At 68.4% G+C, this 13,835-nt stretch carries 11 protein-coding genes; 8 read left to right on the top strand and 3 right to left on the bottom strand.

Translation table 11 applies throughout. The features are described from left to right. Positions 1-120 precede the first annotated feature (120 nt). The 3 genes from trxA to FFG40_RS17215 all read right to left on the bottom strand — a co-directional run bounded on the left by trxA (position 121) and on the right by FFG40_RS17215 (position 5,743). Positions 121-447: a thioredoxin gene (gene trxA, locus FFG40_RS02920; RefSeq protein WP_017887828.1), complete on the bottom strand. Its 327-nt coding sequence runs from the start codon at positions 445-447 to the stop codon at positions 121-123. 66 nt (positions 448-513) lie between these two features. Beyond that, positions 514-1,512 (bottom strand): thioredoxin-disulfide reductase, encoded by a 999-nt coding sequence (trxB, locus tag FFG40_RS02915; protein WP_138802185.1) that lies wholly within the window; start codon positions 1,510-1,512, stop codon positions 514-516. 94 nt (positions 1,513-1,606) lie between these two features. Then, positions 1,607-5,743, bottom strand: coding sequence for a DUF6049 family protein (locus FFG40_RS17215; RefSeq protein ID WP_221935149.1), 4,137 nt, complete (start codon positions 5,741-5,743; stop codon positions 1,607-1,609). Between the two features lie 127 nt (positions 5,744-5,870). On the opposite strand from FFG40_RS17215, the gene FFG40_RS02905 reads away from it, so the two are divergent. The 8 genes from FFG40_RS02905 to FFG40_RS02870 all read left to right on the top strand — a co-directional run bounded on the left by FFG40_RS02905 (position 5,871) and on the right by FFG40_RS02870 (position 13,830). Then, entirely contained in the window at positions 5,871-7,310 is a 1,440-nt protein-coding gene (locus FFG40_RS02905) for a CCA tRNA nucleotidyltransferase (RefSeq protein ID WP_138802184.1), read from the top strand. A 191-nt stretch (positions 7,311-7,501) separates the two neighbouring features. Further along, the gene (gene rpsF, locus FFG40_RS02900; RefSeq protein WP_027466903.1) at positions 7,502-7,885 is read left to right on the top strand and encodes a 30S ribosomal protein S6; all 384 of its coding nucleotides are present in this window, start codon (positions 7,502-7,504) and stop codon (positions 7,883-7,885) included. A 3-nt stretch (positions 7,886-7,888) separates the two neighbouring features. After that, positions 7,889-8,458, top strand: a complete 570-nt coding sequence (locus tag FFG40_RS02895) for a single-stranded DNA-binding protein (RefSeq protein ID WP_027466902.1) — start codon at positions 7,889-7,891, stop codon at positions 8,456-8,458. Positions 8,459-8,508: 50 nt separating this feature from the next. Next, a complete protein-coding gene (gene rpsR / locus FFG40_RS02890) occupies positions 8,509-8,766 on the top strand; it encodes a 30S ribosomal protein S18 (protein WP_017887834.1) in 258 nt (85 codons plus the stop codon). Between the two features lie 14 nt (positions 8,767-8,780). Beyond that, entirely contained in the window at positions 8,781-9,233 is a 453-nt protein-coding gene (rplI, locus tag FFG40_RS02885; RefSeq protein ID WP_138802183.1) for a 50S ribosomal protein L9, read from the top strand. A 569-nt stretch (positions 9,234-9,802) separates the two neighbouring features. Next, complete coding sequence (gene dnaB / locus FFG40_RS02880) at positions 9,803-11,167, top strand: replicative DNA helicase (RefSeq protein ID WP_027466900.1); 1,365 nt, start codon at positions 9,803-9,805, stop codon at positions 11,165-11,167. A gap of 364 nt (positions 11,168-11,531) precedes the next feature. Continuing rightward, positions 11,532-12,398: a GyrI-like domain-containing protein gene (locus FFG40_RS02875; protein ID WP_138802182.1), complete on the top strand. Its 867-nt coding sequence runs from the start codon at positions 11,532-11,534 to the stop codon at positions 12,396-12,398. 112 nt (positions 12,399-12,510) lie between these two features. After that, entirely contained in the window at positions 12,511-13,830 is a 1,320-nt protein-coding gene (locus FFG40_RS02870; RefSeq protein WP_138802181.1) for an MFS transporter, read from the top strand. The last annotated feature ends 5 nt before the right edge of the window (positions 13,831-13,835 follow it).

Below are 13,835 nucleotides of genomic sequence, written 5' to 3'. Positions count from 1 at the left end.
CACACTACGACATCGGCCCGGGGAACCAGGGTTCCGCGACGGGGCCGATCGTCATCCGGTGGCTCCGGACGAGAACGGCCCCGCTCTCCGGGGAGAGCGGGGCCGTTCGGGAGGCGCGACCTACGCGAGGAACTCGGCGAGGTCGGCCTCGAGCGCGGGCTTCGGCTTGGCGCCGATGACGGTCTTGACGACCTCGCCGCCCTTGAAGACCTTCATCGCCGGGATCGACGTGATCTGGTAGTTCATGGCCGACTGGGGGTTGTCGTCCACGTTGAGCTTCACGATCTCGATCTTGCCGGCGTGCTCTTCGGCGATCTGGTCGAGGATCGGCGAGACAGCGCGACACGGGCCACACCACTCGGCCCAGAAGTCGACGAGGATCGTCTTGTCGGACTTGAGGACCTCGTCCGAGAAGGTGGCGTCGGTGACAGCCTTGGCGTTGGACATGTGTGCTCCTTCGAGAAGTCGTTCAGGGGGTACAACGGCGATGCCGTCGTGGTATTCCGAGGCGGGTCAGGCCCGTGCGGTGATGACGTCGACCATTGCGGGCTCGGTCGGGGCGACGCCCTCGGCCTCGTCCGTCAGTGCGTCGTCGAGCTCGGCGAGGTACTTCTCGGCGTCGAGCGCGGCGACCGTGCCCGAACCCGCAGCCGTGATGGCCTGGCGGTAGGTCGGGTCGATGACGTCACCGGCGGCGAAGACACCCGGCAGGTTGGTCTTCGACGAGCGGCCCTGGACGGCGATCGTGCCCTCGGGGGCGATGTCGATCTGGCCGTGGATCAGGTGTGTGCGCGGGTCGTTGCCGATCGCGATGAACAGGCCGTCCAGCGCGAGCTCGGACTCCTCGCCCGTCACGGTGTCCTTGAGCGTGACGCCCTCGACCGCGGAGTCACCCGTGATGCCGGTGACTTCCTTGTTCCAGGCGAACTCGATCTTCGGGTCGTTCATCGCGCGGTCCTGCATGATCTTCGACGCACGCAGGGAGTCCTTGCGGTGGATGACCGTCACCTTGTCGGCGAAGCGGGTGAGGAACGTCGCCTCTTCCATCGCGGAGTCGCCGCCGCCGACGACGGCGATGTTCTTCTGTCGGAAGAAGAAGCCGTCGCAGGTCGCGCACCACGAGACACCGTGGCCGGACAGGCGCTCTTCGTCGGGGAGGCCGAGGTGACGGTAGGCCGAGCCGGTGGCGTAGATGACCGCGAGGGCCTCGTACGTCTCGCCGGAGCCGACGGTGACCTTCTTGACCTTGCCGGTGAGGTCGACGGAGACGGCGTCGTCGTACAGGACCTCGGCACCGAACTTCTCGGCCTGTTCCTGCATCTTGATCATGAGGTCGGGGCCCTGGATCCCCTCGGGGAAGCCGGGGAAGTTCTCGACCTCGGTCGTCTTGGTGAGTTCACCGCCCGTCTCGACACTGGAGGCGACGATGAGCGGCTTGAGCTCTGCGCGCGCTGCGTAGATGCCGGCGGTGAACCCGGCCGGGCCGGAACCGATGATGATGAGCTGGCGCATGCCTGATTGCCCTTCCGTTGCGTCTGACCGGGTCAACCCATCGTACCGGCGAGGCATTCCACACGACCCGTGAGCGTGTGGTGCGCGGCTGGGATCAGCGGCCGAGCTTGCTGCGGATCATCCGGACGGCGTTGCCGATCTCACCGTTCTTCGCGACGACGAGGGCTCCGAAGTACACGGCCACCATCGCGGCGCCGGTGAGGATGATCGTGATGAGGGCACCGGTGCGGTCGGACATCGCGAACCCGGACTCCGAGAACGCGCCGAAGAAGTTCACGACCAGGAGCCCGACGACGCCCGAGATCAGCGCGGCGATCACGAACTGGACGTGCGACCGGGTGATGACCGGTCCCTCGATGCTGCCGAGCCGCTTCCGGACGAGCACGAGTGCGACGATCGTCTGCGCCGACCCCGCGATGGTGGTGCAGGCGGCGACCCCGATGCCGATGACCGAGGTGGGGAACGTCGACACAGCCAGGGCGCCGATGACGAACAGCACCGACTGGATGCACTGCATCAGGAACGGCGTCCGGTGGTCGTGCATCGCCCAGAAGACCCGCTGGATCACGAACAGCATGCTGAACAGGACGAGTCCGGGCATGTAGGCGACGAGCACGGCGCCGACCTGCAGGGCGCTCTCGAACGTGCCCTCGTACAGGCGGCCGAACGGGACGGCGACGACGATCAGCGCGACCGAGGCGAAGACGGTGAAGAGCCCGACGATGCGCAGGGACAACGACAGGTTGCGGCGGACCGCGTCGAGGTCGCCGCGTTCGGCGTCGTGGCTCATCCGGGTGAAGTACGCCGTCGCGATGGAGACCGTGATGATCGAGTGCGGGAGCATGAAGATGAGCCACGCGTTGCCGAGCACGGCGTTGCCCGGACCGTCATCCCGTCCGAGCCACGCGACCTGTGACTGCACGATGCCGGCGATCTGGGTGACGAGGATCATCGCGAAGAGCCAGCCAGCAGCGGTTCCCGTGGACTTCAGGCCCACACCGCGCCAGCGGAAGTCGGGGCGGAACGACAGGCCGGCGCGCTTCCAGAAGAACGGGAGGAACGCAGCCTGGGCGAAGACACCGAGCGATGCGCTGCCGGCCAGGAGTGCGATCTTCGCCGGCGTCCACTGGTCGAGCTGGCTGCCGCTGGTGCCGTACAGGGCGATGAACACGACGAGCCCGGCGATGGCGATGACGTTGTTGAGCAGCGGCGCCCAAGTGAACGGCCCGAAGACCTGCTTCGCGTTCAGGACCTCCCCGAGCAGGGAGTACATGGCGTAGAAGAGGATCTGCGGCAGGCACCAGAACGCGAAGGCGACGGCGAGGTCGGTGGCGGCTGGACCGGAGTCCGCCGAGTTGCTGGTGTAGAACCGCACCAGCAGAGGGGCGAGTGCCGTCGCCACGATCGTGATGACGATGAAGACGGAACCACCGAGGGTCACGATCTTGTTGACGTACGCCTGCCCGCCGTCGGTGCCGGCCTTCATCGCGCGGACGATCTGCGGGATGAGCACGGCCGACAGCAGGCCGCCCGCGATCAGCGCGTAGATGTTGTTCGGCAGCTGGTTCGCGACGGCGAACGCGTTGGCCGAGGGGCTCGCGTTCTGCCCGATGGCGTACGCCAGGACGAAGGTCTTCGCGAAACCGAGGATGCGGCTCACCATCGTGCCCGCCGCGAGCATCGCGCTCGCCCGGCCGAGGCTGCGCTCGGCGACCGGCTCGGCGTCGACGTCGGGCTGGGGCTGGGTGGCGCTGATGGTGGGCTCCTCGGGGTCGCGGTCGTCCGCGACGGTGTTGCGTGCTGCGTCGGACGGGAGGCCCGGCCCGGCTCCGGCGCGCGCGATGGCGTCCTGCAGGGGGCCCTGGTCCACCGCCGCGGGCGGCGCAGCGGCCGGCGCTGCACCCGGCGCTGCGGTCGCCACCCCGGCAGTGGACGCGGCCACGCTGGGTGCGGGGGCCGCTCCGGAGGGGTGATCCGTGCCTCCAGGCCGGGTGGTGGCCGCCTGCGCGCCCCCGACCGTCGGCTGGACTGCCAGGGGGCGGTTCGGGTCGTCGTCGTCCTCGTCGTCGAGCTCGCCGTTGCGGCGGCGGATGCGCTTCCGGATGCTGCGGAAGATGCCGAAGCCGAAGATGCCGATCAGGGCGATCGCGGCGACCGCGGTGATCACCGTCTCCCACTGCGCCTGCACGTTCAGCTCGACGGTCGCGGGCTGTGCCACGGCGACCCCGGTCGGGCTCGAGAGCGACATCGTCAGCTCGACCTTGCCGTTCGCGACCGACTGCACGGGGACGGTGGCGCGGGTGGAGGAGTCGGGCTGGATCTCGACGACGATGTCGTTGCGGACCACCCGCAGCGCCGAGTTGGACGGCTGCACGGACAGGTGCACCGTGACCGGGTAGTCGGAGCTGTTGCGGATGGACACCGGCAGGGACGACCGGTCGCCGAGCAGGGTGAGGCTGCTCGAGTCGACGATGCCGACCTCGGTGGTGGTCTTCGCCCAGGCGGCCGTGCGGGCCTCGACCGCGGCGGCGAGGCCCTGGTCGTCGTCGCGCCACGCGTTCGAGGCGAGCGCGAGCAGACGGAGCCGGGCCGGGGCGGTCAGCTGGTTCGGGTCGTCGAGGATCGTCGCGAACGCGGAGAGCCCCTGTTCTCCGCGCACGAGTCGCTGGAGCTGGTCGATGCGGGCCTCGCCGGTGGACGCGCTGGCGAGCGTGAGCGACCCGGCGACGGCCTTCGAAGCGGTGGAGAGGTCGGCCGGGGCGACCCAGGCGGTGCTCTCGAGGGCGTCCAGCGCCTGGCTGAGCCGCGTGGAGTCGGACGGCCACTCGCGCCCGAGGGTCAGCAGGATCGGGCCCGTGGCGGTCGCTGCGCGGGCCGAGGTGGCCAACGTCGCGGTGAGCTCGGACATCGCCGACGAGAAGGCCTGCCGGTCGGTGGCGGCCGCGGCTCGGCGGAGCATCGACGACATCGACTGGTCGGAGACGAGCACGTGGTCGTCGCCGATCTTCTCGGACGCCGTGATGGTGGTGTCCGCGCCGGCCGAGGTGTTGCCGCTCGAGACGATGGTGGTCTTCGTGCCGGCACGCTCGAGCGCGGGCAGGTCGGCGGAGGACACGGTGCCTTCGGTCGGCCAGGCGATCGAGTCCATCGAGTACGGGAAGTCGAGCAGGGACTCCGTGGTCGGCAGGGTCTCCTGCGCCTGGTCGGCAGCGTCGCCGGTCGTGGTGCCGTCGCTCGAGGTCTCGGTGGGTGCCGGGGACGAGGTCTGCCCCGGCGTGGCCGACGGTGTCGGGGCCGGGGTCTCGGCGCCGGGGAAGTTCTCGGACTCGACGGACTGGTCGAGTGAGATCGGCGACAGGATGCCGTCGGACCCGGCTTGGCGGAGGCCTGTGACGTCAGCGTCGGCGTAGGACAGCGCGAAGGTCTCGTTGCGCAGTGCTTCGAGACGCTGCAGCCAGGTGGTCGCGCTCGACGGGGCGTTGTCGCCGAGGAGCCGGATCGAGGCGATGATCCGCGGGTCGACGGCCACGGCGACGTTGTGGTCCTCGGCCGCGTCGAGCTGCTGCGTGAGGGTGCCGTCCACCGAGGTCGCGGCGGCCAGCACCGGGGCGGTGAGGACGCCGTCGGTCGATTTGGGCACCGTGACCGGCATCGCGACGGAGACGCTGACCGGGGCCTGTTCGAAGTCCGGGTACCAGGTGATCGCCGAGCGGTCCACGGCGAAGGCGTCGCCCGCCGTGTACTCGGCAGCGATGCGTCGGGCACCGAACGAGGGGTACCCGCCGAGGGCGACGTTGCCGGAGACGATGTCCACCGAGTCGATCGAGACGGAACGGTGTGCCGGGATTGCCGGGATGTCCACGGAGTCCATCTCTGCGCCGAGGTAACCCGTTGTGGTGGTGTCGGCAAGCCAGCCGGCGAGGACGTCGCGCGTGCTCACCGACCGGAAGATCCGGAAGTCTGCGGTCCCGGCGGGCAGGGCCGCGTCGGTGTCGTTCGTGACGGTGACCGAGAGGGTGAGGTCCTGGTCGCGCTGGACGACGCCGCGGTTGGCCGGCGCGATCGAGATGGTCGCCTTGCCCGCGTCGGCGGCGGCGGGATCGGCCACGTGGCTCTTGGCGGCGGATGCCGTGGAAGCCGAGGCGTGATCGGTGGCGACGGGCGCGACGACCAGGCCGAGCGCGACGAGGGTCGACGCGGCTGCGGCGAGCGTGGTGCGGAGCATCTGCATACGGGGAGCGGGCCACGGGGTCGGTTCGGGCCGAGCACGAGTGTATGAGGCGCGACCATGAACAGGTCCCGTGCGCGCGCGGCTTGTGGAGAACTCGGGGCCTCGATCTGGGAGGATGAGCACCGTCATGCAGTCCGTTGCCCAGGCCGTCGAACGACTCGACGCACTCGCCACCACCGAGCCCGTCGACCTCCTCGCTCGGGCCTTCGCCGACGCCGGACACGAACTCGCCCTCGTCGGCGGGCCCGTCCGTGACGCGTTCCTCGGCCGTCCGGTGACCGATCTGGACTTCACCACCGACGCCCGGCCGGACGACATCCTGCGGATCGTCGAGCCCATCGCGAGTGCCACGTGGGACGTCGGTCGCCAGTTCGGCACCATCGCCGCACGGGTCGCCGGCGAGCAGGTCGAGATCACCACGTACCGCAGCGACGTCTACGACGGCGAGACCCGCAAGCCCGAGGTCGCGTTCGGCGACACCATCGAGGACGACCTGCTCCGTCGCGACTTCACCGTCAACGCGATGGCCCTGCGACTGCCGGCCCGCGAACTCGTCGACGTGCACGGCGGCGTCGAGGACCTGCTCGCCGCACGGCTCCGGACGCCCCAGACCGCGGTCGTCTCGTTCCGCGACGACCCCCTGCGGATGATGCGCGCCGCACGGTTCACCTCCCAGCTCGGCTTCACCGTCGACGAGGACGTGCGGGCCGCGATGCAGGAGCTCGTCGCGTCGATCGACATCGTGTCCGCCGAGCGGGTCCGCGACGAGCTCGTCAAGCTGCTCAACACGGACGACCCGGTCCCCGGCCTCCGGCTGCTCGTCGACACCGGCCTCGCCGAGCGGTTCCTGCCCGAGCTGCCCGAGATGCGGCTCGAGGTGGACGAGCACCACCACCACAAGGACGTCTACGAGCACTCGCTCACCGTGCTCGAGCAGGCCATCGGGTACGAGGCCGAGCGGCACGCCGGCGATCCCCCGGACACCGTGCTCCGGCTCGCGGCGCTGCTGCACGACATCGGCAAGCCCGCGACGCGCAAGCTCGAGCCCGGCGGCGCCGTGAGCTTCCACCACCACGACCTGGTCGGTTCGAAGATGGCGAAGAAGCGACTCCGTGCGCTCCGCTTCGACAACGACACCATCGCCGCGGTCTCCCGCCTGATCGAGCTGCACCTGCGCTTCTTCGGGTACACCGAGGGCGCCTGGACCGATTCCGCCGTCCGCCGCTACGTCCGTGACGCCGGACCCCAGCTCGAACGGCTGCACGAGCTCACCCGTTCGGACGTCACCACCCGCAACCGCCGCAAGGCCGACCGGCTGGCGTTCGCCTACGACGACCTCGAGGACCGCATCAAGACCCTCTCCGAGCAGGAGGAGCTCGAGTCGATCCGTCCGGACCTGACCGGCGACGACATCATGCGGATCCTCGACATCCCGCCGGGGCGTGCCGTGGGCGAGGCCTACCGGTTCCTGCTCGAGGCCCGGATGGACGAAGGACCCCTCGGGCCGGAGACGGCCGAGGAGCGCCTGCGCGAGTGGTGGAGCGCCCGAGGCGACGCCAGCGCCTGAGCCACCGGTGCCTGGGACGCGACCGCCTGACGGGCGGGACCGCTCTCCACAGGCCGGTGGCGCGCCTCCAGGCAGTCCGGTAGGCTACCCGGGTTGCCCCTCGCGCACCTGCGTGGTCTGGGGCACATGCATCAACCCTCCTGCCCCGGGAACCGCCCGGGGCCGCTGAGACCAGAGGAGGTGGGTTCCGCATGCACCAGTACGAACTGATGGCGATCCTCGACCCCGAGATCGATGAGCGCACCGTCGCTCCCAGCCTGGACAAGTTCCTGGCCGTGATCCGCAACGCGGGTGGCACCGTCGACAACGTGGACGTCTGGGGCCGTCGCCGGCTCGCTTACGAGATCGCGAAGAAGTCCGAGGGCATCTACGCCGTCGTCGACTTCACGTCGTCGCCCGAGGCCGCCAAGGAGCTGGACCGTCAGCTCGGTCTCTCCGAGGCCGTGCTCCGCACGAAGGTCCTCCGCGCTGAAGAGGGCATCGCGCAGGTCGCCGCCCAGAAGCAGCGTGATGAGGCTCGCGCGGCCCGCAAGGCCGCCAACGCCTCCGCGACCGCGACCGCGAGCGCCGAGTAACCCGTGGCCGGCGAAACCGTCATCACGGTGGTGGGCAACCTCACCGCGGACCCCGAGCTGCGGTACACGCAGAACGGGCTCGCCGTGGCGAACTTCACCATCGCGTCGACCCCTCGCACGTTCGACCGTCAGGCGAACGAGTGGAAGGACGGCGATGCGCTGTTCCTCCGCGCGAGTGTGTGGCGCGAGTTCGCCGAGCACGTGGCGGGGTCGCTGACGAAGGGCTCGCGCGTCATCGCGCAGGGTCGTCTGCGTCAGCGTTCCTACCAGGACCGTGAGGGCCAGCAGCGCACGAGCATCGAGCTCGAGGTCGACGAGATCGGCCCGTCGCTCCGCTACGCGACCGCACAGATCACCCGCGCAGCGGGTGGCAGTGGCGGCGGTCGTGGCCAGGTCGGCGGCGGCGCCAGCGCCCCCGCGGGCAACGGCGGCGGCAACTGGAACAACAACGGTGGCGGTCAGTCGGACGCGCCCTGGTCTCCCCAGGGCGGCCAGCAGGGTGGCGGCAATGCACAGTCGAACGACGTGTGGAGCACCCCCGGCGGCAACTTCGACGACGAGACCCCGTTCTGATCCTCAGCGTTCCGACGGACACACAACTTTTCTTCTAAGGACAAATCACTATGGCTGGAAAGAGCACCGGCGACCGCCGGAAGCCTCGCGGCAAGGGCGGCAAGAACGCTGCTCCCGCGAAGTCGATCAAGGTCGGCGTCATCGACTACAAGGACGTTGCGACCCTTCGCAAGTTCATCTCGGAGCGTGGAAAGATCCGCGCCCGTCGCATCACCGGCGTCTCCGTCCAGGAGCAGCGCCTCATCGCCCGTGCCGTGAAGAACGCCCGTGAGATGGCGCTCCTCCCCTACGCCGGCTCCGGCCGCTGATCGGAGGTCGACACATGTCGAAGCTCATCCTCACCCACGAGGTCTCCGGCCTCGGTTCCGCTGGTGACGTCGTCGACGTCAAGAACGGCTACGCCCGCAACTACCTCATCCCCCAGGGCTTCGCTGTCGCGTGGTCCAAGGGCGGCGAGAAGCAGGTCGAGTCGATCCGTGCCGCGCGTACCGCGCGCGAGCTCGCCACCATCGAAGAGGCACAGGACCTCAAGATGAAGCTCGAGAACGCGACCATCACCCTGTCGGTCAAGGCCGGCAAGGACGGTCGTCTGTTCGGCTCCGTCCGTCCGGGCGACGTCGCTGACGCCGTCCAGGCGCAGGGCGTCGGCTCGCTCGACAAGCGCAAGGTCGAGGTCCCCGCGACCATCAAGACCGTCGGTGACCACGAGGCCACCGTGCGCCTGCGCGAGGACATCACTGCCGTGATCTCGCTCAAGGTCATCGCTGCCAAGTAGCACTGACGTTCCGCTCCACGACGGGCGGGTCTCCTCCGGGAGGCCCGCCCGTCGTTGCGTTCCGGGGGCGGTCGCGCGGCTTGTCCCACGGCTGTCGCCGACATGGTCACGGGCCTGGAGGCGCGGCTCGACTCGGGCTGGCCGGTTACGGTTCAGACGGGGTCACGCTGGCTGGGAACGGGCCGAGAACTCTCCCCACAGGAGGGGTGCTTGTCAAGTCGTTTTACACAGTGGAAACGTGTCAAATCGGAACCTTCAAGGGGTACTTGAACCCCACTTTTCCACACATGGTGTGCAACGAAAAACCCCAGGTCAAGTGGTCGAAAGTGTGTTCGTACGCCGCTTTTTCCACAGGCTCGTCCACAGTTCTCCACACAGCGTTCCGGCGTGTTCCGCAGCCTCTCCACAGAGTTATCCACAGGGCCGTTTGTTGGGGATAACTCTGGGGCCGTAGCTTGGGCGAGCGACTCGGGGATGTCGGTCGCCGGGGGTAGAAACAGGGGTGCGGGTTCCGGCCGGTGGGTGCTGTCCCGCCGGTTCAGGTCCGTGTCGTCAACAGAGGAGAGCGTGTGTCGATCGCACATCTTGAGCCCGCACCGCAGGACTACGCGGACCGCGGCATGGAACGCACCCCGCCGCACGACATGCTCGCGGAGCAGTCGACCATCGGTGGCATGCTCCTGTCGAAGGACGCCGTCGCCGACGTGATCGAGACCGCCCGCGGTGTGGACTTCTACGTCCCCAAGCACGAGGTCATCTTCGACGCGATCCTGTCGCTCTACTCGCACGGTGAACCGACCGACGTCATCGCCGTCACCGACGAGCTGACCAAGACCGGTCTACTGTCCCGTGCCGGCGGCGCCGAGTACCTGCACAGCGTCACGAGCATGGTGCCGACCGCCGCGAACGCCGGCTACTACGCCGGCATCGTCGCCGAGAAGGCCGTGCTCCGTCGTCTGGTCGACGCCGGCACCCGCATCGTGCAGATGGGTTACGCGTCGGAGGGTGAGGTCACCGACCTCGTCAACAGCGCGCAGGCCGAGGTCTACAACGTCGCAGGTGGTGTGCAGACCGAGGACTACGTCCCGCTGACCGACGCCATCTCCGCCGCGCTCGACGAGATCGAGGCCGCCAAGGGCCGCGACGGCCAGATGACGGGCGTGCCGACCGGGTTCGCGCAGCTCGACGGCCTGACGAACGGCTTCCACCCCGGACAGCTCATCATCGTCGCCGCTCGCCCCGCCCTGGGCAAGTCGACGCTCGCGCTCGACCTGTGCCGCGCCGCCGCGATCAAGCACGACCAGACCGCCGCCTTCTTCTCGCTCGAGATGGGTCGCGCCGAGATCGCGATGCGTCTGCTCTCCGCCGAGACCAGCGTGCCGCTGCAGAACATGCGCAAGGGCACCGTGGACTCCCGCGACTGGACCACCATCGCCCAGACCCGCGGTCGCATCAACGACGCCCCGTTCTTCATCGACGACTCCCCCAACATGACGCTCGTCGAGATCCGCGCCAAGTGCCGTCGACTCAAGCAGCAGCACAACCTGAAGCTCGTGGTCATCGACTACCTGCAGCTGATGACCTCGGGCAAGAAGGTCGAGAGCCGCCAGCAAGAGGTCTCCGAGTTCTCGCGTGCCCTGAAGCTGATGGCCAAGGAGCTCCAGGTGCCCGTCATTGCCCTGTCGCAGCTGAACCGTGGTCCGGAGCAGCGTGCCGACAAGAAGCCGGCGATCTCCGACCTTCGTGAGTCCGGCTCCATCGAGCAGGACGCCGACATGGTCATCCTGCTGCACCGTGAGTCGGCGTACGAGAAGGACAACCCGCGTCAGGGTGAGGCGGACCTGATCGTGGCGAAGCACCGTAACGGACCGACGGACACCATCACCGTGGCGTTCCACGGGATGTTCTCGCGGTTCGTCGACATGCCGCAGTAGGGGGTTTGTTGTGTCGTCCGCCAGCTGACTTGTCCGACTGCCAACCAACGTGTCTGAAAGACGGACGTGGACACGATGTTTGGCAGTACGGACGGGCCACGCTGACTAGGGGTCGGCTCGGTCTTCGTGCGTCGCGAGGCGTCCGTATGGCGTGCGGGAAGTGAGATAGTTCGCGGACCACCTATGTGAGACGGGTTCGCCCCGGAGCAGGGCCGTAGGTGTCCAGGGCAGCTCGGAAGCACCCGTGGTCCGCTGGAGGACCGTCTATCGGGCACGTTCCGGAGCACAGAGGCGATCCGATCGGACCGCGATAGTAGGGTGCCGACCGTTATGACCCGGAAGTGTGGGTGTCGAAGGAGGCGGCATGATCGCGGAGCTCAACAGACTGGTCGAACTGATCGAAGGTCGCCTGAACGACAACCTCGACGTTGCATCCTTGGCGAGGGAACTCGGCACGACGGAGTACCACCTCCGTCGAATGTTCTCGTCACTCGCTGGGATGCCCCTGTCGGAGTACATCCGGCGTCGCCGAATGTCAGTCGCGGCAGCGGATGTCCTCGGAGACGGAAACCTGTTGAGCATCGCGGTGCGGTACGGCTACGGCTCCACCGAGGCATTCGGTCGAGCGTTCCGATCAGTGCACGGTGTCAGCGTCGGCAGCGTCAAGCGAAATGGCGGCCCCCTTCGAACGCAACCGCAGCTCAGGTTCCGCCTGACCGTAGAAGGGAACACCACCATGGACACCCGCATCACCGATCGACCGGCGTTTCACCTCATCGGCCACGCCATCCGCGTGCCCCTCATCCACGAGGGCATCAACCAGCAGATCCAAGCCCACATCGCCTCACTTCCGGCAGCAGAACACGCACGCCTCAAAGCCCTGAGCGACACCGAACCGGCCGGCCTGCTTCAGGTCAGCGCCGACGTCGACCCGGACTACACCGAGGGGAGCGAACTGACCTACCTGCACGGAGTAGCCGTCACGGGGAGGGCGCCGATGATCGGAGATCTCTACACGATCGAGGTTCCGGCCGGCACGTGGGCGGTGTTCCACACCGAGGGCGAGTATCCGGCTGCGCTGCAAGAGGCATGGGCCGCGACCGCGACCGACTGGTTCCCGTCGAACCCCTGGCGGCTCCGGCCTGGACCGTCCATCGTCGCGGTACTCGACCGCGCCGGCGACTTCAGCACGGCCACCTGCGAGCTCTGGCTCCCTGTCGAGCGCGCTTAGTAGGGAAGGATCTGTCGGCCGTGGGATGCCGGCAGGTCCGCCGCCCGTTGATGGATCGGCTACTGGGACTCGCAGCTCGTCGTCTTGACGACGTTTCACGTACGGTGCATGCATGCGTCCCGGGGTAGTGACTGTGCTCTGTCTCGTTCAGTTCGTTGACGTACTGGGCGTCACAAGCGTCGTCACGGCGATTCCGGCGATCCTGAATGGTCTCGGCGCTGATCCGGCGGCCGCCGGTCCGCTTGCAACGACGTACGCGATGTTCTTCGGGGCGATGCTGATCCTCGGCGCGCGACTCGGGGACCGCTACGGTCACCGGAGGATCCTTCTCGTCGGGATCGTCGTCTTTGGCGTGGTGTCGATCGTCGGCGGTACCGCGCAGGAGCTCCCGCAGGTGCTCATTGCGCGCGCTGTCCAGGGGGCTGCGGCAGCTGTGTCTGCTCCGTCAGCGCTCCGGCTGATCCTTCACGCAACGGCTGCTGGACCAGGCCGGTCACGAGCTCTCGCAGCCTGGAGCGCCGTCGGCGCCGCAGCCGGCGCAACCGGGTTCCTTATCGGTGGACTGCTCACTACAGTGCTCGGCTGGCCGTCGGTGTTCTGGGTCAACGCACCGGTCGCTGCTCTCCTATTCGTCGGAGTGGCCCTCGTCGTGCGGGAGGAGCCGGAGCCGGGTCGGGCCGAACGGCTTGATGTCCTCGGTGCCGTCCTCCTCGTCGCGGCCGTGATGCCGGTCATCGCAGGCACGACCCTGCTCGAGGCACAGGCCACGCAGCCGCAGGGTGTTGGACTGATCCTCCTCAGTCTGGTGATCGCTGGGTTGTTGGCCTGGCGGCTCCGCCGCTCACGTTCACCGCTCGTGCCGCGGGATGCGTTCCGCGACACCAACCTCCGACGTGGGTTGGTGCAGTCATTCCTCAACACCGCGACCACCAGCTCATCGTCGGTGTTGGCAACACTCGTGCTCCAGGACCGCCTCGGGATACCAGCACTGCTGTCCGGGCTGGTCCTCATGGCATTCAGCCTCGCTGTCATCGGCGGATCCGTCGCAACCGGCCAAATCGCTCCCCGACTCGGACCAGACCGGTTGGCCGCAGTGGGGGCTGCCACCATCGCATGCGGTAACGCGGTCCTCGCTGTTCTAGGCCACTCGTGGCCGTGGATCGCGGCCGGCGTCGCCGTGATCGGCCTTGGCCTTGCAGCGGCTTCGGTCGCAGCGACCGGCCTGGGTACCAGCGTCCCGGCAGCCTTGGCCGGCAGCGCAGCAGGCATCGTGAACACCGGAGCGCAGCTCGGAACAGCGATCGGGACCGCCCTCATCATCCTCATCGCAACCGCATCGACCCCATCGGTCGGATGGGCGGTCGCCGCAGGAATCGCACTCATCTGCGCAGGGTGGTCCCGCCTCCGCCGCCAATCCGCCGCCACAACCTGACGACC

This window comes from Curtobacterium sp. KBS0715 (assembly GCF_005938005.2).
Classification (GTDB): Bacteria; Actinomycetota; Actinomycetes; order Actinomycetales; family Microbacteriaceae; genus Curtobacterium; species Curtobacterium flaccumfaciens.
This window is presented reverse-complemented; position numbering and strand designations above follow the sequence as displayed.